We start from the raw sequence: 17,793 nt of genomic DNA, 5'->3' as shown, positions 1-17,793 counted from the left end.
AACCGCTTCGACATGCTCGATCGCGCCATCCTGCGCCCGGGCCGCTTCGATCGCCTCATCGAGGTGCCCAAGCCCGACGAGGTGGGTCGCGCGAAGATCTTCCGGATCCACACCCGCGACATGAACGTCGCGGACGGCGTCGACTTCGAGGTCCTCGCCCGCGAGAGCGAGGAACTCTCCGGCGCGGACGTGAAGGCCGTCACCACCGAGGCCGGCATGTACGCCATCCGCGACGACCGCACGGAAGTGACGATGAGCGACTTCCGCAACGCCCTCGAAAAGCTCGACCACGACGACGAACCCGACGTCTCGCAGACGTTCGCCTAGGTCTCCCGGTCTCTCTCCCTCTTCGCGATTACTCCCGCGAGTCGTCGAGTCGCTCGCGACGCTCCTCGTACTCTTCCGTCGTGAGATCGCCGCGCGCGTACGCCTCGCGGAGTTCGCGGAGCGCGGCGTCCTCGCCGTCGCCCGCGCGAAGGAGCCGATAGCCGCCGTAGCAGAGCGCGAGGAGCACGACGAGCGGGACGGCGAGTCGGAGGAGGACGCTCCCGCCGTACGCGCCACCCATCGGACCGTACATTCCGCCGCCGTGCATCCCGCCCGTCGAACCGTACATTCCGCCGCCGTGCATCCCGCCCGTCGAACCGTACGTTCCGCCCAGCATCGGCGTGAGGAACAGCATCGCGAGGATCGGCGCCGCGACGAAGAGCACGCCGAGCGCGAGTACGGCCTTGAGCCAGTCGTCCATATCCTGACGATGGAGTGCCGCGGAGAAGAAAGGAACGGGCCTACTGCGCGTCCACGATGTCGCCGATCTGTCGGGCTTCCCCGGAGAGGGTCGGGTCCTCCTCGACCATCCGGAGGACCTCGTGATCGGTGACGTCGAAGTAGTCCTTCTGCGTGGCCTGCTCGACGAGGTCGCGTTCGAGGCGGAACTCCGTCCCCTCGTAGACGACGTCGACGCCGTCCTCGTCGAAGGAGAGCGTTGTCATACCGACGACTCGGTGCCGAGGGGATAAAAGGGGCGCGTCGGCGAGGCGTCCGACGAGTCCTTTATGGCGGTGGGGTGGCTCCGTACGGCCGTGTTCGGTTCGGACCCACTCGATCGGTTGCGGCTCCCCGACGGCACGACCGTCGAGGAGCACGACCTCGTGAACGACGGGGACGTCCTCGTGGGCGGGCAGAGCACCGTCGAGTTCGGTGTCCGCGGGCAGAACGTCGTCGCCGGCGAGCGCGCGCGCTTCGGCGGCGACATCGAGGCCGAGGCGGACGTCCGCCTCGACATGTGGAGCGACGTGGACGGTAACGTCCTCGCGAGCGGCGACGCCTACCTCGGCGAGCGCGCGCACATCGCGGGCCGTCTCGTCGTCGGCGGGGACCTCGACATCGGCGACGACGTCGACATCGAGGAGGGCTTCGAGGCGAACGGGTGGATCGTCATCCGCAATCCGATGCCGACGGTCGTCTTCTTCATGACCTACCTCGCCCAGCTGTTGCGCCTCGGCGAGGAGGCGGAAGCGCAGGAACTCATCGACGAACTCAGCGCGGAGACGGATGCCCCGCCCATCACGATCCCGCGCGGCGCGCACGTCAGCGACGACGCGTGGCGCGCCTCCGCGCCCGCGGAAATCGGCGACGCGTGTCGCCTCCACGGGAACGTCCGCGCGACGGAGATCGAGGTCGGTGCCGACTCCAATCTCTTCGGGAGCTGCGCGCGCAGGCCGACGTCGTCGTCGGCGTCGGCACGAAGGTCCACGGCGACGTGACGACGCGCGGCGGCGACGTCTACGTCCGCGAGGGCGCGCTGATCCTCGGCGACGTCTCCGGAGAGAACGTCGTCGTCCACCCGGACGCGGACATCGACGGCGGCATCCGGGCGCGCGGCGAGATGACGCTCGATCGGGAGCCACGCCGGGATCCGGAGTAGTCCACGCTACGCGCGGACGGACACGCGAACGGTGAGCGGAGCGCTCCGTGAGCAGACCGCAGGTGCGGATGAACGAACGAGCGGCGTGAGCGGACTGCACGGTGGGATATCGGTACCGCGACGCGAGTGAGACAGCTATTTGCGAGCGGCGACGCGAGAGGGCGATATGAGCGACGACGCGACACCAAGCGCGCACCACTTCGGTATCACCGTCTCCGATCTCGACGAGGCGCTCGCGTTCTACCGCGACGTCCTCGGTCTCGACGTCCTCGCGGAGTTCGAGGTGTCCGGCGAGGCGTTCGCGGAGGGCGTCGCCGTCGAGGGCGCGAGCGCGGACTTCGCGCACCTCGATGCGGACGGCGCGCGCGTCGAACTCGTCAGTTACGATCCCGCGGGCGACGACGTTCGCGGCGGAGCGGTGAACGACACGGGCGCGACGCATCTCGGTCTCTCCGTGCCGGATCTCGACGCCTTCCACGAGTCGCTGCCCGACGACGTGGAGACGCTGGCGGACGGCCCGCGGACGACGGCGAGCGGAACGACCATCCTCTTCGTGCGCGACCCGGACGGCAACCTGATCGAGGTCCTCGAAGGCTGAAGCGAAACGGCCTTTCGCGTCCTCCTGCTATCCCTTCCCATGCTCTCCCTCGCGCTGGCCGGCAAGCCGAACGCCGGCAAGTCCACCTTCTACACGGCGGCGACGATGGCCGAGGTCCAGATGGCGAACTACCCCTTCACGACGATCGACGCGAACCGCGGCGTCACGCACGTCCGGACGACCTGTCCCTGCACGGACCGCGAGGAGCGCTGCGATAGCGAGCATTGCCGCGACGGGACGCGCTACGTGCCCGTCGAGTTGCTCGACGTCGCGGGTCTCGTCCCGGGCGCGCACGAGGGACGCGGTCTCGGCAATCAGTTCCTCGACGAACTGACGAACGCGGACGCGATCCTGAACGTCGTGGACGCCTCCGGTGGGACGGGTCCCGAGGGCGAACCCGTGGAGGTGGGGACGCACGATCCCGTGGAGGACATCGACTTCGTGGAGGAGGAGATGGACCTCTGGCTGACCGGGATCGTGAACCGGAACTGGGAGTCCGTCGAGCGCCAGTCGCGCAGCCCCGGATTCGACATCGAGGAGGCCGTCACGGACCTCCTGACGGGCTTCGGCGCGACGGAATACGACGTGATGGCGACGCTCCGCACGCTCGACTACCCCGACGACCCGATCCAGTGGACCGACGACGATCGGGAGGCGCTCGCGCGCGACATCCGCGCGCGGACGAAACCGATCGTCGTCGTCGCGAACAAGATCGACGTCGCGCCCGACGAGTACGTCGAGCGCCTCCGCGATCTCGACAAGCCCGTGATTCCCGCGACCGCGCAGGGCGAACTCGCGCTCCGCCGCGGGGCGGACGCGGGCGTCCTCACCTACGATCCCGGCGACGAGACCTTCGAGGTGACGGGCGACCTCCCGGAGGAGCAGGCGTCTCTCCTCTCCGAGTTGCGCGAGACGATGGCCGCGTACGGCGGCACCGGAGTCCAGACGGCGCTGAACGACGCGGTGTACGACCTGCTCGATCACCTCACGGCCTACCCCGTGCAGGACGCCGCGAAGTGGACGGACGGGACGGGAACGATGCTCCCCGACGCCTTCCTCCTCCCGCGCGGGTCGACGCCGAAAGACCTCGCGTACGCCGTCCACTCCGACATCGGCGACGGGTATCTCCACGCCGTGAACGCCCGCACCTCGCGGGAGGTCGCGGAGGACTACGAACTCGAGGAGGGCGACGTCATCAAGATCGTCAGCACGGCGACGTGACGACTGGCGAAAAAACGACCCGGCGCTCACGTCCGACGGTGGGCCGTCCCGCTACGGCCCGCACGTCGGTGCGGGCGCACGTTCGCGCTCGTCGTTCCCGCGGATGATGCGCCCGACGAGGTCGTCGAGGTCGGGGGCACCACCGCGACGGTCCGGTTCGTCGCTCGGATACGTTGGAACTGGCATGGTGCGATCCCCAATGATATACTTTCTGGTAGCGGCTGTTAAATCTATCCCCGACGCGATCGGTCGCGTGCGGGACCGTCCGCCCCGATCACTCGGCCGGTGACTCGACGCGCTCCTCGAGGTCGGCGAGCGCCGCGGCGACCTCCTCGGGGTCCTCGCCGGTGACCTTCAGGCGATTCGGACCCTCGCCGGAGGGGTAGCTGCCGACGGCGACGTCGTAGGCGTCGCGGACGGCTTCGAGGTCGGGACCGATGGCCCCCTCGGGGGCGCTCGTGTAGGTGATCTCGGAGACGACGTCGCCGCCGAAGTCCCCGGCGACGAGGTCGAACATCGCGTGGACCTCGTCGGGGACGCCCGGGAAGACGTAGATCGCGCCGCCGTCGTCGATGGCGCCGACCTTCGCACCGGGGGAGAGACCGGGTTCGTTCGGGATGACGCGCGCGTCCTCGGGGACGGTGGCCCACGACTCGACGTCGAGGTCGAGTTCGAAGCGCTCGGCCTCCGCGGGGTTCGCGTCGCGATAGGCGCGCGCGGCGCGCTCGACGGCCTCCCGGGCCTCGTCGGGCACGTGGAGGTCGACGTCGGCGGCGTCCGCGACGGCGTCCATCGTCACGTCGTCGTGCGTCCCGCCGAGCCCACCGGTGACGATGACGGCGTCGTAGGCGTCGCGCCACTCGCGGACGTACTCGGCGATGGTCGCGCGCTCGTCCGGGACGACGAGGACGCGCTCGACTGACGCACCGCGCGCGGAGAGCTGTCGGCCGAGCCACGACGCGTTCGTGTTTTCGGTGTCGCCGGCGAGTAGCTCGTCACCGACGGTGAGGATCGCGACTTCCATGCGGGAGTGGAGGACGGCGCGACGATTAAAGCGTGTGGCAGCGGCGGGTGACGGGCCGAACGGTGAGCGGGGGGAGCCGTCGCGCGGCGACCGATCGCGGCCCGAAAGCACGACCCGCCGGCGCTCGTTCACACGGGCATGACGGCATTCGGCTACGCGCTGTCGAGCGAGGAGCACGACGGGAGCGAACTGGCGTCGCTGGCCGCCGAGGCGGAGGCGCGCGGCTTCGACTTCGCGCCGATCTCCGACCACTACCACCCGTGGATCCGCCAGCAGGGCGAGGCGCCCTACGTGTGGAGCACGCTCGGCGCCGTCTCCGAGACGACGGACGACATCGAGGTCGGGACGGGCGTCACCGCACCGATCATCCGCGAGCACCCCGCGAACCTCGCGCAGGCGACGGCGACGACCGCGTCGATGCTCGACGGGCGGTTCTTCTTCGGCGTCGGCACCGGCGAGCGCCTGAACGAGCACGTCACCGGCGCGAAGTGGCCGCCGCATCACGTCCGTCTGGAGATGCTGGAGGAGGCCATCGACGTAGTACGAGCGCTCTGGAGCGGCGAGATGGTGAGCCACGACGGGGAACACTACACCGTCGAGAACGCCCAGCTCTTCACGCTCCCCGAGGAGACGCCGCCGATCTACGTCTCGGCGTACGGCGAGCACAGCGCGCGGACGGCCGCGGCCGTCGGCGACGGAATCGTCTGCGTCGGCCCGAACGAGGGCGTCGTCGAGACGTACCGCGACGCGGGCGGCGACGGCCCGACGTACGGCCAGCTCGCGGTCTGCTACGCCGAGACCGAGGAGGAAGCCGTCGAGACGGTGTCCGACTGGTGGCCGACGGGCGAACTCGCGGGACCGCTGAGTTCGGAACTCCCGACGCCCGCCCACTTCGAGCACGCCTGCGAGGACGTGACCCGCGAGGACGTCCGCGAGGGCCACACGCTCACGGATCCCGATCCCGACGCACACATCGCCGCCCTGCAGGAGTTCGTGGACGCGGGCTACGACCACGTCTACGTCCACAACGTCGGGCCGAATCAGGAGGCCTTCTTCGACTTCTACGAGGAGGACGTCCTGTCGGCGTTCTGAGTGACGCCGTCGCTCGCGTCCCCGCAGTCGGCGTCGTCGAGCGCGTCGAGGTACGCCCCCTGCTCACGGACGAGTCGCTCGGCGGCCGTCGCGAGATCCACCCAATAGCAGGCGTAGACGAGGCCGTCGTCCTCGCCGCCGCCGGTGACCTCGTGGGACCACCGGTCCGGTACCGCGTCGACGCGAACGTGGTAGAAGTATCTGCGATAGGCCTTCGGCTTCGTGAGGTGGGACCACTCGTCCGTGGCGACGTGCGCGCACAGCGTCGCGTCTCCGAGTCCGGTCTCCTCGCGGAGTTCGCGCAATACGGCGTCAGCGGGATCTTCGTCCGGTTCGACGCCGCCCTTCGGGACCTGTGGTCCCTCGCCGTCCGGCGGCTCGAAGACGAGGAGGTCCGACCCGTCGCGCGTCACGTACGCGTAGGCCTTCTCCTCGATGCGACGGGGTTCGCTCGACATGCGCGAACGTTCGAGCGACGGTCGCTAAAACCCCGCGGACGGGTCAGCGGACCGCGGCGGTCGCCTCGCGCATCGCGTCGAGCGCGTCCTCGATGTTCGCCATGCTCGTCGCGTAGGAGATCCGGGCGGACCCCGCGCCGCGATCGCCGAACGCGCCGCCGGGGACGACGACGACGCCGCGATCGAGCACCGCGTCGACCCACCCGTCAGGCACCTCGGGCATCGCGTAGAACGCGCCCTTCGGCGTCGGCACGTCGAGTCCCATGTCTTCGAGACCGTCTAAGAGGACGTCCCGGCGCTCCTCGAACGCGGACACCATCTCCGCAACGGACTCCTGCGGTCCGGTGAGCGCCGCCTCCGCAGCGTACTGCGCGGGCGCGGACGCACAGGCCTGTGCGTACTGGTGGACGCGGAGCATCCGCTCGACGCGCTCCGTGGTGCCGGTCACCCAGCCGAGGCGCCAGCCAGTCATCGAGTAGGTCTTCGAGCAGGCGTTCACGACGACGACGTTCCCCGACTCGTCGTAGGCCATCGGCGAACGGTGTTCGCCCTCGAAGACGATGTGCTCGTAGACTTCGTCGCTGATGCAGAGCACGTCGTGCTCCTCGGCGATGCGCGCGAACTCGCGCATGTCCTCGGGGGGCGACACCGCACCCGTCGGATTCGCCGGGGAGTTCACGACGAACGCCGCGGTGTCCTCCGTGATGTGCTCCTCGACCGTCGCGGGATCGAGCGTCAGGTCATCGCGCAGCGGGAGACCGACGGGCGTGCCGCCCGCGAGCTTCGTCAGCGCGTCGTAGGAGACGAAGCCCGGATCGGGGAAGAGCACTTCCTCGCCGTCGTCGACGTGCGCTTCGATGGCGAGGTGGAGCGCCTCGCTCCCGCCCGACGTCGCGATGACGTCCTCCGGCGACACCGTGAACGCGTTGTCGCGGGCGTGCTTCTCCGCGATCGCCGCGCGGAGGCTCGCCGTCCCCTTGTTCGACGTGTAGCCGTCCGCCTTCCCGGCTTCGATGGCGTCGATGGCGCCCTGCCGGGCGTGCTCGGGCGTCGGGAAGTCGGGCTGGCCCAACCCGAGGTTGATCGCGTCCTCGCTCGCCGCCTCGAACACCTTCCGGATGCCGCTGATGTCGATGGCTTCCACGCGCTCGGAGAACTCGCTCATGTGTGCGAGGGCGGCGCGCACCCGATTAAATCCCGCGGGTTCGCGAGTCGGGCACTCGAAAGAACTTGTCGTGACTGTGACTGGTTGGCGTATGGACACCCGGACGCCCGCCTCGTCGTCGCCCCCCTCGCCGGCCTCGTGGCGCTCACGCTCGTCGGCGCTCCGTTCACGATGAACGACTGGGGCGAGCAGGCGACGCTCTCCGTCGAGAAAATCGACCAGTCGCAGGTGCGAAACGCGACGCCCGTGCTCCACGCCGACGACCTCTCCGCGGGCGGGCGCGCCGCCGTCGAGCGCGCCATCGAGTCGCCCGATGGTTACGACACCGTCTACGGCCGCGAGGACTGGCCCGCGGACTTCACGTACAGCGACAACATCGCCCCCGGCCGCGGCATCTGCGCCGTCGTCAACGAGGGCGACACCTACCGCCTCACCACGGACGCGGCCGGCGGCTTCCCGTTCGTCTACTGGCTCCGCGAACTGCCGTTCGTCGTCTACGGGCTCTCGCTCGCCGCCCTCGCCGTCGGGACGTACAGGGACACGCGCCCCCCGTATCTCCGGCGCCGCCGCGCTCGTCTGGCGGGCCGTGCGGGCGCGGCGAAGCCCCACAGAATAACGGCTACAGGCTGTTCTTGATCTTCTCGAAGAAGCCCTGCTCGACGTCGACCTCCTCGCCGCCCGCTTCCGCGAAGGCTTCGAGAGCCTCGCGTTGCTCCTCGTTGAGCGACTCGGGCGTGACGACCTGCACGGTGACGTAGAGGTCGCCCTGCCCGCGGCCGCGGAGGCGGGGCATGCCCTTCCGGCGGAGGCGGAAGCGCTCGCCGCTCTGTGTACCCGTTGGCACCTCGAACTCGACCTCGCCGTCGAGCGTCGGCACTTGGATCGTCGCGCCGAAGACGGCCTGCGGGAACGAGATGGGATGGCGGTGTTCGAGGTCGTCGCCGTCGCGTTCGAATTCGGGATGGCTCTCGACGGAGATCTCGATGAGGAGGTCGCCGTTCGGCCCCCGGTTCTCGCCGGGCGCGCCCTCGCGCTCCATGCGGAGGGTCTGCCCGTCGGCGATCCCCGCGGGGATCTCGACGGTGAGCGTCGCCTCGCGGCGGACGGTGCCCTGCCCGTTGCACTCGTCGCAGTTCTCGCTGTAGATCTGCCCCTCGCCGCCGCAGCGCCGACACGTCTGGCGCTGCTGGACGCGGCCGAGCGGCGTCTGTTGGACGGTCGTCGTCTGCCCCTGCCCGTCGCACTCGGGACAGGTGCGGACGTCCGCATCGGCGGGATGGCCGCTGCCGTCGCACTCCGGACAGGACTCGGGGCGCGTGACGGTGAGCTGCTTCGTCGCGCCGTCGTGGGCCTCCTGCAGGTCGATGTCCATTCGCGTCCGGAGGTCCTGCCCCTGCTGGGGTCGGTTCGGGTCCTGCGAGCGTCCGCCCCCGCCGAAGAACTGCTCGAAGATGTCGTTCATGCCGCCGGCACCGCCCATCCCGCCGGCGCCGCCCATACCGCCGGCACCGCCCATGCCTCCCATGCCGCCCATCCCGCCGGCGCCGCCCGCTCCGCCGGATCCGGGGTCCGCGCCGTGCTTCTCGGCCTCCTCGTAGCGCTCGTGGCCGAGGCGGTCGTAGGCCTCGCGCTTGTCCTCGTCGGTGAGCACGTCCTTCGCCTTCTGAATCGTCTTGAACTTCTCCTCGGCGTCGGGCTCGTCGCTCACGTCCGGGTGGTACTGCTTGACCTTCTTGCGGTACGCCTTCTTGATCTCGCTCTCGTCGGCGTCGCGATCGACCCCGAGCGCGTCGTAGAAGTCCTGACTCATCGGGTAGGTGGAGGGGGTAGTGGGTGCGTGCGGTTAGGCGTTGGCTTCAGTTCGCGTCCGTGTCGTCTGCGTCGTCTGCGTCGTCTGCGTCGTTGCCATCAACATCTTCGAAGTCGGCGTCGACGAAGTCCTCGGCATCGACGTCTTCGGGGTCCATGTCGCCCATGTCACCCATACTGCCCATGCCGCCCATGCCGGCACCGGCGCCCGCGCCGCCGGCCCCTGCCTGCTGGGCGCCCTCGTAGGCCTGTTTGCCGATCTCTTGGAGGTCCTCGCTGAGCGCCTCGGTGGCGTCCCGAATCGCCTCGGTCTCGGCGTCCTCGTCCTCGAGGAGCGCCTCGATGTCCTCGACGTCGCTCTCGATCGTCTCGCGCGTCTCCTCGTCGACCATCTCCTCGTTCTCCTCGAGGAGGGTCTCGGCGCGCTGAACGGCCGTCTCGGCCTCGTTGCGGGCCTCGATGCGCTCGCGGCGCTCCTCGTCCTCGGCGGCGTGTTCTTCCGCCTCCTCCTGCATGCGCTCGATCTCCTCATCGGAGAGGCCGGCGCCGCCCTCGATGGTGATGTCCTCGGAGTTGCCCGACCCCTGATCCTCCGCGGAGACGTGGACGATGCCGTCCGCGTCGATCTCGAACGACACCTCGATCTGCGGGGTGCCGGCGGGTGCCGGCGGAATGCCGGTCAGCTGGAACGCGCCCAGCAGCTCGTTCTCCTCGGCGATCTCGCGCTCGCCTTGGAAGACGCGGATCTGAACGGACTGCTGATTGTCCACGGCGGTCGTGAACACCTTCGAGGCCTCCGTCGGGATGGTGGTGTTCTTCTCGACGAGGCGCTCGAAGAGCCCGCCCTTCACCTCGATCCCGAGGCTGAGCGGGGTGACGTCGAGGAGGACGACGTCCTCGACGTCGCCGGAGAGCACGCCGCCCTGCACGGCCGCGCCGAGCGCGACGGCCTCGTCCGGATTGACGGACTTCCGGGGCGCCTGTCCGATGACCTCCTCGACCTTCTCCTGCACCTGCGGCATCCGCGTCGAGCCGCCCACGAGGACGACGTCATCGATGTCGCTCGTGTCGAAGCCGGCGTCCTCGAGGGCCTGTTTCGTCGGCCCGACCGTCCGTTCGAGGAGGTCGGACGTGATCTTCTCGAACGTCGCGCGCGTCACGTCCTGTTCGAGGTGGACGGGACCGTCGTCCGTCGCCGTGATGAACGGGAGGTTGACGGTCGTCTCCTTGCGCGAGGAGAGTTCGATCTTCGCCTCCTCCGCGGCGTCCTTCAGGCGCTGGAGGGCCTGTCGGTCCTCGCGGAGGTCGATGCCGTGCTCGTCCTCGAACTCGTCGGCGAGGTGGTCGATGAGGGCGTCGTCCCAGTCGTCCCCCCCGAGGTCGTTGTCCCCGTTCGTCGCGATGACGTCGTAGGCGCCCTCGGCGATTTCGAGGACGGAGACGTCGAACGTCCCGCCGCCGAGGTCGTAGACGAGCACCGTGTTCTCGCCCTCCTCGTCGAGACCGTACGCCATCGACGCGGCCGTCGGCTCGTTGACGATGCGCTCGACGTCGAAGCCCGCGATCTGGCCGGCGTTCTTCGTCGCCTGTCGCTGCTTGTCGTTGAAGTACGCGGGGACCGTGATGACGGCCTTCTCGACGTCGTCACCGAGGTAGTCCTCCGCGTCGCGCTTGATCTTCTGGAGGATGCGCGCGCTGATCTCCTCGGGCGTGTACTCCTCGTCACCGAGTTCGACCGCGTAGTCCTCCTCGCCCATGTGGCGCTTGATGGAGGCGACGGTCTGGTCGGGGTTCTGCACCGCTTGATTCTTCGCGGGCTTCCCGACGAGGAGTTCCCCGTCGTCGTACGAGACGACCGAGGGCGTCGTCCGCTCGCCCTCGCTGTTCGCGATGATCTCGGGCTCGCCGCCCTCCATCACCGCGAACGCGCTGTTCGTGGTACCGAGGTCGATACCGAGAATCTTCTGGCTGGCCATCTTGGGAGGGAATAAGCCGCTGTTTCGGTTTAAAGCTTGCTAGTGGGGACGACTAACACGACCGCCAGCGAACGCGAAAACGGGCGCCTCGGGCCGTGTCAGCGTCGCGGAGCGCTGGGTTTATGATGAACCGGTAATCGGGCGCTCGGCATGCCATCGTCGTCGCGATCGCCCCGTCACCGCCGACCGGCGTCGTCCCTCACTCGTCGTCCGCACCGGATCCGTCGCTGACCGTCACCTGCGCGGCGCGGAGGACCTTCCCGCCCATCTCGTAGCCCGGCCGGTACACCTCGGCGACCGTGCCCTCCGGCTCGTCGCTCGACACTTCCAGCATGACCTCGTGGCGGTGCGGGTCGGTTTCGGTGCCCGGTTCGGGCGCGATCTCCTCGACCCCCTCGTCCTCGAAGACCCGATCGAGTTCGCGCTTCGTCATCTCGACCCCCTCGCGCAGCGAGTCGGCATCGTTCGACTCCTCTGCGAGCGCGCGCGTCAAATTGTCCCGAACGTCGAGCAGGCGCGTCACGAGGTCCTCCGTCGCGCGCTCCTCCGTCTCCTCCTGCTTGCGCTTCGCGCGCTTCTTGTAGTTCTGGAAGTCCGCCTGCACGCGCTGGAGGCGCTCTTCGAGATCCTCGACCTCGGCTTCGAGGTCCTCGACGTCCTCCGCGAGCTCGTTGCGATCGCTCACGACGTCGGCAACTTCCTCCGCGAGGTCCTCGTCGTACTCCGCGACGCGCTCGGCGAGCGACTCGCCGACTGCGTCGGGTTCGGCCGCCTCGTCCGCGCCCGCCTCGGCGTCGCTCGCCGCAGGCTCCTCCACGTCGACCTCCACACCGTCGGCGTCGTCAGTCATGGACGGAGGAAGCGCCCGACGCGGGATAAGGGTTTCAGAACGGCGTTCGAGGGACCTAAACGGACACCCGCCCAACGGTGAAGCGATGCCGGTCACGCTCGACTACGCGGACGGTACGGTTCGGGTCGGCGGCGACGCCGACGCCTACGGGCGCCTCCCGTACGTCGAGCGCGACGACCGCACCGACACCGGGCGCGTGCCGGGGTATCGCTACGGTCCCCTCCGCGACCACCTGCGGACGCTCGGTACGACCGTCGAGGACTCGGTGCCGCGCTGGGAGGACCTCGACGTCGCCTCGACGTACGACCTGCGCGACTACCAGCGCGACGCGCTCGACGCGTGGGAGGGGAACGACGAGCGCGGCGTCGTCGAACTCCCGACGGGCGCGGGCAAGACCGTCCTCGCGCTGAAGGCCATCGAGGCGGTCGGCACGAGTGCGCTCGTCGTCGTCCCCACCATCGACCTCCTCAATCAGTGGCGCGAGGAACTCGAAACCGAATTCGACTGCGACGTCGGCCAGCTCGGCGGCGGCGAACAGGTGCTCGGCGACGTGACGGTCGCCACCTATGATTCCGCGTACCTCCGCGCGGACGAACTCGGCGATCGCTTCGGTCTCGTCGTCTTCGAGAGGTGCACCACCTCGGCGGCGAGGGGTACCGCGACATCGCGCGCCTGCTCGTCGCGCCCGCGCGCCTCGGTCTCACCGCGACGTTCGAGCGCCCGGACGGCGCTCACGAGATCCTCACCGATCTCGTCGGCGACGTCGTCTACCGACTCGACGTGGACGATCTCGCCGGGGAGCACCTCGCGCCCTACGACGTCCGGCGCGTCGAGGTGCCGCTCACCCCCGCGGAACGCGAGCGCTACGAGGACGCGCAGGGCACCTTCACGGACTACGTCCGGCAGGCGAACATCACGTTCACCTCCGGGAGCGATTATCAGGAGCTCGTCAAGCGCTCCGGGAACGACCCGCGGGCGCGCGAGGCGCTGCTCGCCAAACAGCGCGCGCGCACCATCGTGCAGGAGTCCGAGGCGAAGGTCGCCGAACTCGCGTCGATCCTCGACCGCCACCGCGGGGATCGCGTGATCGTCTTCACGGCCTCGACGGACCTCGTCTACCGGCTCTCCGAGCGCTTCCTCCTCCCGCCGATCACGCACGAGACCGGGGCGAGCGAGCGCCGCGAGATACTGCGAAAGTTCCGCGAGGGCACCTACTCGCGCGTCGTGACGGCGAACGTCCTCGACGAGGGCGTTGACGTCCCCGACGCGAACGTCGCCGTCGTCTTCGCGGGATCGGGCAGCGAGCGCGAGTTCACCCAACGCCTCGGACGCGTCCTCCGACCGAAGGAGGACGGCTCGCGCGCGACGCTCTACGAACTCGTGAGCGCGGACACGGCGGAGGAGCGCGTCGCGGATCGGCGGCGGTAGCCGCTCGGGACTCCATCGGTGCCGTCAGACGACGCGACGGGGAACGCTACGCGCGACGAACGTCGCGCAGCGAGACGTGCGGCGTGACGTCGGGCGCGCCGGCGCGTTTCACGCCGTCGTACGTTACGGTCACGACCCGCGTACTGTTCGCGTCGAGCGTCACGTCGACGGTGCGTTCGCGCGTCCGGCCGTCGATCTCGGGGCCGAAGACGACCGTCGCGGCGTACCGGCCGGTCTCGACGTTCGAGACGATTGCCTCGATGACGAGCGAGCCGTCGTCGGCGAAGTCGACATCCGTGCTCGCGACGAGGAGCGCCGCCGGGTCGGCCGACGCCCCGAGACAGCCGGCGAGGCCGAGGAGGCCGGCGGCGCCCGCGCCGCGCGCGAGGAACGTCCGGCGATCCATACTGTCCCCGTCGGTCCCGCGTGTCTTTTATCCGCCGGTCGCCAACGCCGGAACGTGCTCACGAAGGACCTCCTGCGGGTCTCGCGCGCCGGCGGCGGCTACCGGCCGCGCTTCGCCGACGACGGCGACGCGGCGATCGCCGGGCGCGTCCTCGACGCCCATCGCGACGCCGTCGGCGACGACCGGCGGACGCTGACGGCGGCGCTCACCGCGCTCGAACGCGAGGCCCCGGACTTCAAGCTCGTTCGCGGGTTCGCGAAGCTCGCCGAGCGCGACGGGACCTTCGCGGTCCGCGCGCCCCTCGACCCGCAGACGGCCCGCCGCGTCGCGTTCGCCGCCGCGGATGACGTCGGCGTCGTCACCGAGACCGAACGCGACGACGCGCTCGCCGACGCCGCCGCGCGCCTCGACGCGACGCCGGACGACGTGGCGACGAGCCTCCACGCGGATCGCGAGTCGCGCGAGGTCCTGACGAAGTTCGATCCGCGCTGGTCCCCCGAGGCGCTCGTCGCCCAGTACAACCTCTCGTTGGCGCAGACCGCGCTCTTCGACGCCACGGAGGTCCGCGTCCGCACGGACGATCCGCGCTCGCTCGTCCTCGCGATCAAGCGGCTCGGCCTCCTCTACGAGGTGCGCGAGATCGAGGGCGAACTCGGCCGCGAGGTCGTCCTCACCGGCCCGGACGCGCTCTTCCGCCGGACGCGACGGTACGGCACGCGCTTCGCGCGCGTCCTCCGCGCCGTCGTCGAGCGCGAGGACTGGCGCCTCGAAGCCACGATCGACGATCGGGGCACCGAGCGGACGCTGACCCTCAGCGACGCCGATCCGCTGCGCGTCCCCGACGCCGAACCCGTGACCGACGTCTCCTACGACAGCGGCGTCGAGCGCGAGTTCGCGACGCGCTTCGCCGCGCTCGATCTCGACTGGGACCTCGTCCGCGAACCCGACCTCCTCGCCGCCGGCGAGCACCTGATGGTCCCCGACTTCGCCTTCGATTACCGGTACGCCGACTTTCGGGTGTACTTCGAGATCATGGGCTTCTGGACGCCCGAGTACGTCGAGAAGAAGCTCGCACAGCTGGCGGAAACGGACGTCGAACTCCTCGTCGCGGTCGACGAGTCGCTCGGCGTCGGCGAGGAGATCGAGACGCGCGACCACCGCGCGATCCCCTACGCGGGCTCCGTGCGCGTGAAGGACGTCGTGGACGTCCTCCGCGAGTTCGAGGCGGACTTGGAGGCGGACGCGAGCGAGGGACTCCCCGCCGAACTCGTCCCCGACGCGGACGTCGTGGCGCTGGACGACCTCGCCGTGACGCACGGCGTATCGGTCGACGTCGTCGAGGAGCGCGCGTTCCCCGAGCACCGACTGGTGGGACGAACGCTCGTCCGACCCGCGGTGCTCGACGCCCTCCGAGACGAGATCGAGGCGGGGATGGCGCTCGACGACGCCGAGGCGAGAGTTGAAGAGCGCGGGCTGACGGAGACGAGCGCGGTGCTCGCCGAACTCGGATACCGCGTCGAGTGGGAGGGTCTCGGTGGCGGCGTGCTGCGGGAGAAAGCTTAAAACTCGCGGCGGCGGCCTTCGGGATCATCGAGCGGAGTTCGCCGTGGAGGTAGAGACCGACGCCGAGGGGTTCGCGCCGGTCTTCGAGTTCGTGCGCGGCGATCAGGTAGCCCCAGTCGCCGTCCCACTCGATCTCCCGATCCTCGCCGGCGACGAACGCCGCGGCCTCCTCGCGCGAGAGGTCGATCACGTTCTTCGTGGCGTGTCGGCCGAAGCGCTGGGCGGCGTTCGTCGTCGGCTTCCAGTGCTCCTGTCGCGTGCGGAGGAAGGTCATTCCGAGCGACTCGACTTCGAGACCGTCCGGGACGTCGCTCGCCGCGATCCAGAGCTTCCCCGCGCCCTTCTCCCAGAAGGTGTAGGGTTCGAGCACCGCGCGGGGGACGCCGAAACGCTCCTCCCAGTAGTCGAGGACGGCCTCGCGGGACGGACGGCCCTCGACGTCGCGTTCGGTCTCGGTCGCGGGCAGGCGCTCGAAGCGGTGGCTGACGTTCCCGCTCATCGCGCCACCTCCAGTTTCGCGCAGAAGAACCCCCCCGTGTCGTTCTGGTGGGGGTAGAAGCGCTTGGTCTTCGCGAGCGCGTCGTCGTACGTCTCGCCGTCCCACGCCGTGAGACCGGGCGAGGAGTCGAGGGCGACCTCGAACTCGCGGAGTTCGACGGGTTCGTCGTCGAGGACGCGATCGACGACGCCCTCGTTCTCCTCGGGGGCGAACGTGCACGTCGAGTAGACGACCGTCCCGCCGTCGCGAGTGAGGCTGATCGCGCGCCGGAGGATGTCCGCCTGCAGCGCCGCGATGTTCAGGCTGGCCTCGCGGCCGACGGTGTCGAGGGCGTCCGCGTTCTTCCGGATCGTCCCCTCGCAGGTGCAGGGGACGTCCGCGAGCACGGCGTCGAAGGCGTCGATACCGAATCCCTCCGTGGTGAAACGGCGGGCGTCGTCGTTCGTCACGGCGACGCACGTCGCGCCGAGGCGTTCGGCGTTCGAGCGCAGCGCCGAGAGGCGCCCGAGGTTGTCGTCGTTCGCCACGAGCAGGCCCGTATCGTCGAGGAGATCGGCGAGCTGCGTCGTCTTCGAGCCGGGCGCGGCGCAGGTGTCCCACACCGCGTCGCCCGGCTCCGGATCGAGGACGGCCGCCGGGATCGCCGAGACCTCCTCCTGTCCGTGGATCCAGCCGTGAAAGTACGGCCACGTGTTGCCCGGCTTGGCCGCGTCGACCTCGAGGACCGAGTCGTTCCACTCGCGGCGCGTCACGGCCACGCCCTCGGTCTCCAGCGCCGCGACCGCGCGCTCCGGTTCCGTCTTGATCCCGTTGACTCGGACGACGGAGGGGAGCGGGCGCGCGACGGCCTCGCGGAACGCGTCGTAGTCGTCGATGATCGGCTCGTAGCGTTCGAGCGCGTCCATTCGTGTCCGTCCACTCGCGTCCGCGGGGCTTGGGGGTTGCGTTCTCGGGGCCGCGGCGATCCCGCCCCCGCACTTATCCCCCTCGCGCGAGTCATCGGACCCATGGCATGCGTCAGAGAACGAGTCGAGTTCGACCTCGACGATCCCGTGCTCGTCGAGGGGCTGCCGGGCGTCGGTCTCGTCGGGAAGATCGCCACCGACCACCTCGTCGACCAGTTCGACATGACGTACGTCGGCAGCGTCGACTGCGAGGGGCTGCCCGAGGTCGCCGTCTACGACGAGGACGACTACACCGCGCGGCCGCCCGTCCGCATCTACGCCGACGAGGAGCGCGACCTGCTCGCCCTACAGGCCGACATCCCCGTCAACCGCGTCGCCGCCGCCGAGTTCGCCGAGTGCGTCACCGACTGGGTGACCGACGTCGGGGCGACGCCCCTCTACCTCAGCGGCTTCCCCACGCAGGAGGACGACCCGAGCCACGTCCCCGAGGTGTTCGGCGTCGCGACCGGGAGCGGCGCCGAGATCCTCACCGAACACGGGATCGACACGCCGCCCGAGCAGGGCGTCGTCGGCGGTCCCACCGGCGCGCTCGTCAATCGCGCCGACACCGGCGACCTCGACGGCGTCTGCGTCGTCGTCGAGTCCGACCCGCAGTTCCCCGATCCCGCCGCCTCGAAGCAGCTCCTCGATAAGGGCATCGGACCCATCGCCGACATCACCATCGACACCGACACCCTCGTCGAACAGGCCGAGGAGATCCGCGAGCAGAAAGAGCAGCTCGCAGAGCGGATGCAGCAGGCCAGCGAGGAGGAGTCGAGTCAGGCCCAGCCGATGCGGATGTTCGAGTGAACACGCCGTCGTAGGGGGCGGCG

At 69.7% G+C, this 17,793-nt stretch carries 17 protein-coding genes and 4 pseudogenes; 9 read left to right on the top strand and 12 right to left on the bottom strand.

What is annotated here, in order from left to right:
• Positions 1–327 (top strand): annotated as a pseudogene (locus tag AOZ13_RS02735) (peptidase); the annotation flags it as partial.
• A 28-nt stretch (positions 328–355) separates the two neighbouring features.
• Here the strand turns inward: AOZ13_RS02735 and AOZ13_RS02730 are convergent.
• Positions 356–748 carry an SHOCT domain-containing protein gene (locus AOZ13_RS02730; RefSeq protein ID WP_020220871.1) on the bottom strand — a complete coding sequence of 131 codons (393 nt, stop codon included), beginning with the start codon at positions 746–748 and terminating at the stop codon, positions 356–358.
• 40 nt (positions 749–788) lie between these two features.
• The gene (locus AOZ13_RS02725; RefSeq protein WP_020220870.1) at positions 789–992 is read right to left on the bottom strand and encodes a DUF5800 family protein; all 204 of its coding nucleotides are present in this window, start codon (positions 990–992) and stop codon (positions 789–791) included.
• Between the two features lie 63 nt (positions 993–1,055).
• On the opposite strand from AOZ13_RS02725, the pseudogene AOZ13_RS02720 reads away from it, so the two are divergent.
• From AOZ13_RS02720 to AOZ13_RS02710, 3 genes and pseudogenes are all read left to right on the top strand, one after another.
• Positions 1,056–1,927, top strand: a pseudogene (locus tag AOZ13_RS02720) (acyltransferase).
• A 166-nt stretch (positions 1,928–2,093) separates the two neighbouring features.
• Positions 2,094–2,525, top strand: a complete 432-nt coding sequence (locus tag AOZ13_RS02715) for a VOC family protein (protein WP_020220868.1) — start codon at positions 2,094–2,096, stop codon at positions 2,523–2,525.
• Positions 2,526–2,564: 39 nt separating this feature from the next.
• Complete coding sequence (locus AOZ13_RS02710) at positions 2,565–3,746, top strand: redox-regulated ATPase YchF (protein WP_020220867.1); 1,182 nt, start codon at positions 2,565–2,567, stop codon at positions 3,744–3,746.
• A gap of 51 nt (positions 3,747–3,797) precedes the next feature.
• On the opposite strand, the gene AOZ13_RS15200 is transcribed toward AOZ13_RS02710, so the two are convergent.
• Complete coding sequence (locus AOZ13_RS15200; protein ID WP_020220866.1) at positions 3,798–3,932, bottom strand: hypothetical protein; 135 nt, start codon at positions 3,930–3,932, stop codon at positions 3,798–3,800.
• A gap of 88 nt (positions 3,933–4,020) precedes the next feature.
• Positions 4,021–4,770 carry a competence/damage-inducible protein A gene (locus tag AOZ13_RS02705; protein ID WP_020220865.1) on the bottom strand — a complete coding sequence of 250 codons (750 nt, stop codon included), beginning with the start codon at positions 4,768–4,770 and terminating at the stop codon, positions 4,021–4,023.
• A gap of 138 nt (positions 4,771–4,908) precedes the next feature.
• Between AOZ13_RS02705 and AOZ13_RS02700 the strand changes: the two genes are divergently transcribed.
• Positions 4,909–5,862 carry a TIGR03557 family F420-dependent LLM class oxidoreductase gene (locus AOZ13_RS02700; protein ID WP_020220864.1) on the top strand — a complete coding sequence of 318 codons (954 nt, stop codon included), beginning with the start codon at positions 4,909–4,911 and terminating at the stop codon, positions 5,860–5,862.
• Here the strand turns inward: AOZ13_RS02700 and AOZ13_RS02695 are convergent.
• Together AOZ13_RS02695 and AOZ13_RS02690 are read right to left on the bottom strand one after the other, a co-directional pair.
• Positions 5,832–6,320: an NUDIX hydrolase gene (locus tag AOZ13_RS02695; RefSeq protein WP_020220863.1), complete on the bottom strand. Its 489-nt coding sequence runs from the start codon at positions 6,318–6,320 to the stop codon at positions 5,832–5,834. The genes AOZ13_RS02700 and AOZ13_RS02695 overlap by 31 nt on opposite strands.
• A 43-nt stretch (positions 6,321–6,363) precedes the next feature.
• Complete coding sequence (locus tag AOZ13_RS02690; protein ID WP_020220862.1) at positions 6,364–7,485, bottom strand: pyridoxal phosphate-dependent aminotransferase; 1,122 nt, start codon at positions 7,483–7,485, stop codon at positions 6,364–6,366.
• A gap of 84 nt (positions 7,486–7,569) precedes the next feature.
• On the opposite strand from AOZ13_RS02690, the gene AOZ13_RS02685 reads away from it, so the two are divergent.
• Positions 7,570–8,121 carry a hypothetical protein gene (locus AOZ13_RS02685; RefSeq protein ID WP_020220861.1) on the top strand — a complete coding sequence of 184 codons (552 nt, stop codon included), beginning with the start codon at positions 7,570–7,572 and terminating at the stop codon, positions 8,119–8,121.
• On the opposite strand, the gene dnaJ is transcribed toward AOZ13_RS02685, so the two are convergent.
• The 3 genes from dnaJ to grpE form a co-directional block, all read right to left on the bottom strand.
• Positions 8,105–9,295: a molecular chaperone DnaJ gene (dnaJ, locus tag AOZ13_RS02680; protein ID WP_020220860.1), complete on the bottom strand. Its 1,191-nt coding sequence runs from the start codon at positions 9,293–9,295 to the stop codon at positions 8,105–8,107. The two genes, AOZ13_RS02685 and dnaJ, sit on opposite strands and share 17 nt — an antisense overlap.
• 46 nt (positions 9,296–9,341) lie before the next feature.
• Positions 9,342–11,270 carry a molecular chaperone DnaK gene (dnaK, locus tag AOZ13_RS02675; protein WP_021779745.1) on the bottom strand — a complete coding sequence of 643 codons (1,929 nt, stop codon included), beginning with the start codon at positions 11,268–11,270 and terminating at the stop codon, positions 9,342–9,344.
• A gap of 199 nt (positions 11,271–11,469) precedes the next feature.
• The gene (grpE, locus tag AOZ13_RS02670; RefSeq protein ID WP_020222558.1) at positions 11,470–12,120 is read right to left on the bottom strand and encodes a nucleotide exchange factor GrpE; all 651 of its coding nucleotides are present in this window, start codon (positions 12,118–12,120) and stop codon (positions 11,470–11,472) included.
• An 85-nt stretch (positions 12,121–12,205) separates the two neighbouring features.
• Between grpE and AOZ13_RS02665 the strand changes: the two are divergent.
• Positions 12,206–13,548: pseudogene (locus AOZ13_RS02665) on the top strand (DEAD/DEAH box helicase family protein).
• Positions 13,549–13,594: 46 nt separating this feature from the next.
• Here the strand turns inward: AOZ13_RS02665 and AOZ13_RS02660 are convergent.
• Complete coding sequence (locus tag AOZ13_RS02660) at positions 13,595–13,954, bottom strand: hypothetical protein (RefSeq protein WP_021779742.1); 360 nt, start codon at positions 13,952–13,954, stop codon at positions 13,595–13,597.
• Positions 13,955–14,008: 54 nt separating this feature from the next.
• Between AOZ13_RS02660 and AOZ13_RS02655 the strand changes: the two genes are divergently transcribed.
• A complete protein-coding gene (locus tag AOZ13_RS02655; RefSeq protein WP_021779741.1) occupies positions 14,009–15,517 on the top strand; it encodes a DUF790 family protein in 1,509 nt (502 codons plus the stop codon).
• 334 nt (positions 15,518–15,851) lie between these two features.
• Here the strand turns inward: AOZ13_RS02655 and AOZ13_RS15850 are convergent.
• Positions 15,852–16,016 (bottom strand): annotated as a pseudogene (locus AOZ13_RS15850) (DUF7122 family protein); the annotation flags it as partial.
• On the bottom strand, positions 16,013–16,921 hold the full coding sequence (locus AOZ13_RS02645) for an RsmB/NOP family class I SAM-dependent RNA methyltransferase (protein WP_021779740.1): 909 nt from the start codon (positions 16,919–16,921) through the stop codon (positions 16,013–16,015). The pseudogene AOZ13_RS15850 and the gene AOZ13_RS02645, both read right to left, overlap by 4 nt.
• 102 nt (positions 16,922–17,023) lie before the next feature.
• Between AOZ13_RS02645 and AOZ13_RS02640 the strand changes: the two genes are divergently transcribed.
• The gene (locus AOZ13_RS02640) at positions 17,024–17,770 is read left to right on the top strand and encodes a proteasome assembly chaperone family protein (protein WP_021779739.1); all 747 of its coding nucleotides are present in this window, start codon (positions 17,024–17,026) and stop codon (positions 17,768–17,770) included.
• The last annotated feature ends 23 nt before the right edge of the window (positions 17,771–17,793 follow it).

Source organism: Halarchaeum acidiphilum MH1-52-1 (assembly GCF_000474235.1).
GTDB lineage: Archaea > Halobacteriota > Halobacteria > Halobacteriales > Halobacteriaceae > Halarchaeum > Halarchaeum acidiphilum.
The sequence above is the reverse complement of the archived record's forward strand: the minus strand, read 5'-3'. Positions and strand labels throughout refer to the sequence as shown.

Excerpts from the sequence above, each read along its gene's own strand:
- AOZ13_RS02730 (WP_020220871.1), bottom strand. The coding sequence starts at position 748 with ATGGACGACTGGCTCAAGGCCGTACTCGCGCTCGGCGTGCTCTTCGTC.
- AOZ13_RS02725 (WP_020220870.1), bottom strand. The coding sequence starts at position 992 with ATGACAACGCTCTCCTTCGACGAGGACGGCGTCGACGTCGTCTACGAG.
- AOZ13_RS02715 (WP_020220868.1), top strand. The coding sequence starts at position 2,094 with ATGAGCGACGACGCGACACCAAGCGCGCACCACTTCGGTATCACCGTC.
- AOZ13_RS02710 (WP_020220867.1), top strand. The coding sequence starts at position 2,565 with ATGCTCTCCCTCGCGCTGGCCGGCAAGCCGAACGCCGGCAAGTCCACC.
- AOZ13_RS15200 (WP_020220866.1), bottom strand. The coding sequence starts at position 3,932 with ATGCCAGTTCCAACGTATCCGAGCGACGAACCGGACCGTCGCGGTGGT.
- AOZ13_RS02705 (WP_020220865.1), bottom strand. The coding sequence starts at position 4,770 with ATGGAAGTCGCGATCCTCACCGTCGGTGACGAGCTACTCGCCGGCGAC.
- AOZ13_RS02700 (WP_020220864.1), top strand. The coding sequence starts at position 4,909 with ATGACGGCATTCGGCTACGCGCTGTCGAGCGAGGAGCACGACGGGAGC.
- AOZ13_RS02695 (WP_020220863.1), bottom strand. The coding sequence starts at position 6,320 with ATGTCGAGCGAACCCCGTCGCATCGAGGAGAAGGCCTACGCGTACGTG.
- AOZ13_RS02690 (WP_020220862.1), bottom strand. The coding sequence starts at position 7,485 with ATGAGCGAGTTCTCCGAGCGCGTGGAAGCCATCGACATCAGCGGCATC.
- dnaJ (WP_020220860.1), bottom strand. The coding sequence starts at position 9,295 with ATGAGTCAGGACTTCTACGACGCGCTCGGGGTCGATCGCGACGCCGAC.
- dnaK (WP_021779745.1), bottom strand. The coding sequence starts at position 11,270 with ATGGCCAGCCAGAAGATTCTCGGTATCGACCTCGGTACCACGAACAGC.
- grpE (WP_020222558.1), bottom strand. The coding sequence starts at position 12,120 with ATGACTGACGACGCCGACGGTGTGGAGGTCGACGTGGAGGAGCCTGCG.
- AOZ13_RS02660 (WP_021779742.1), bottom strand. The coding sequence starts at position 13,954 with ATGGATCGCCGGACGTTCCTCGCGCGCGGCGCGGGCGCCGCCGGCCTC.
- AOZ13_RS02645 (WP_021779740.1), bottom strand. The coding sequence starts at position 16,921 with ATGGACGCGCTCGAACGCTACGAGCCGATCATCGACGACTACGACGCG.
- AOZ13_RS02640 (WP_021779739.1), top strand. The coding sequence starts at position 17,024 with ATGGCATGCGTCAGAGAACGAGTCGAGTTCGACCTCGACGATCCCGTG.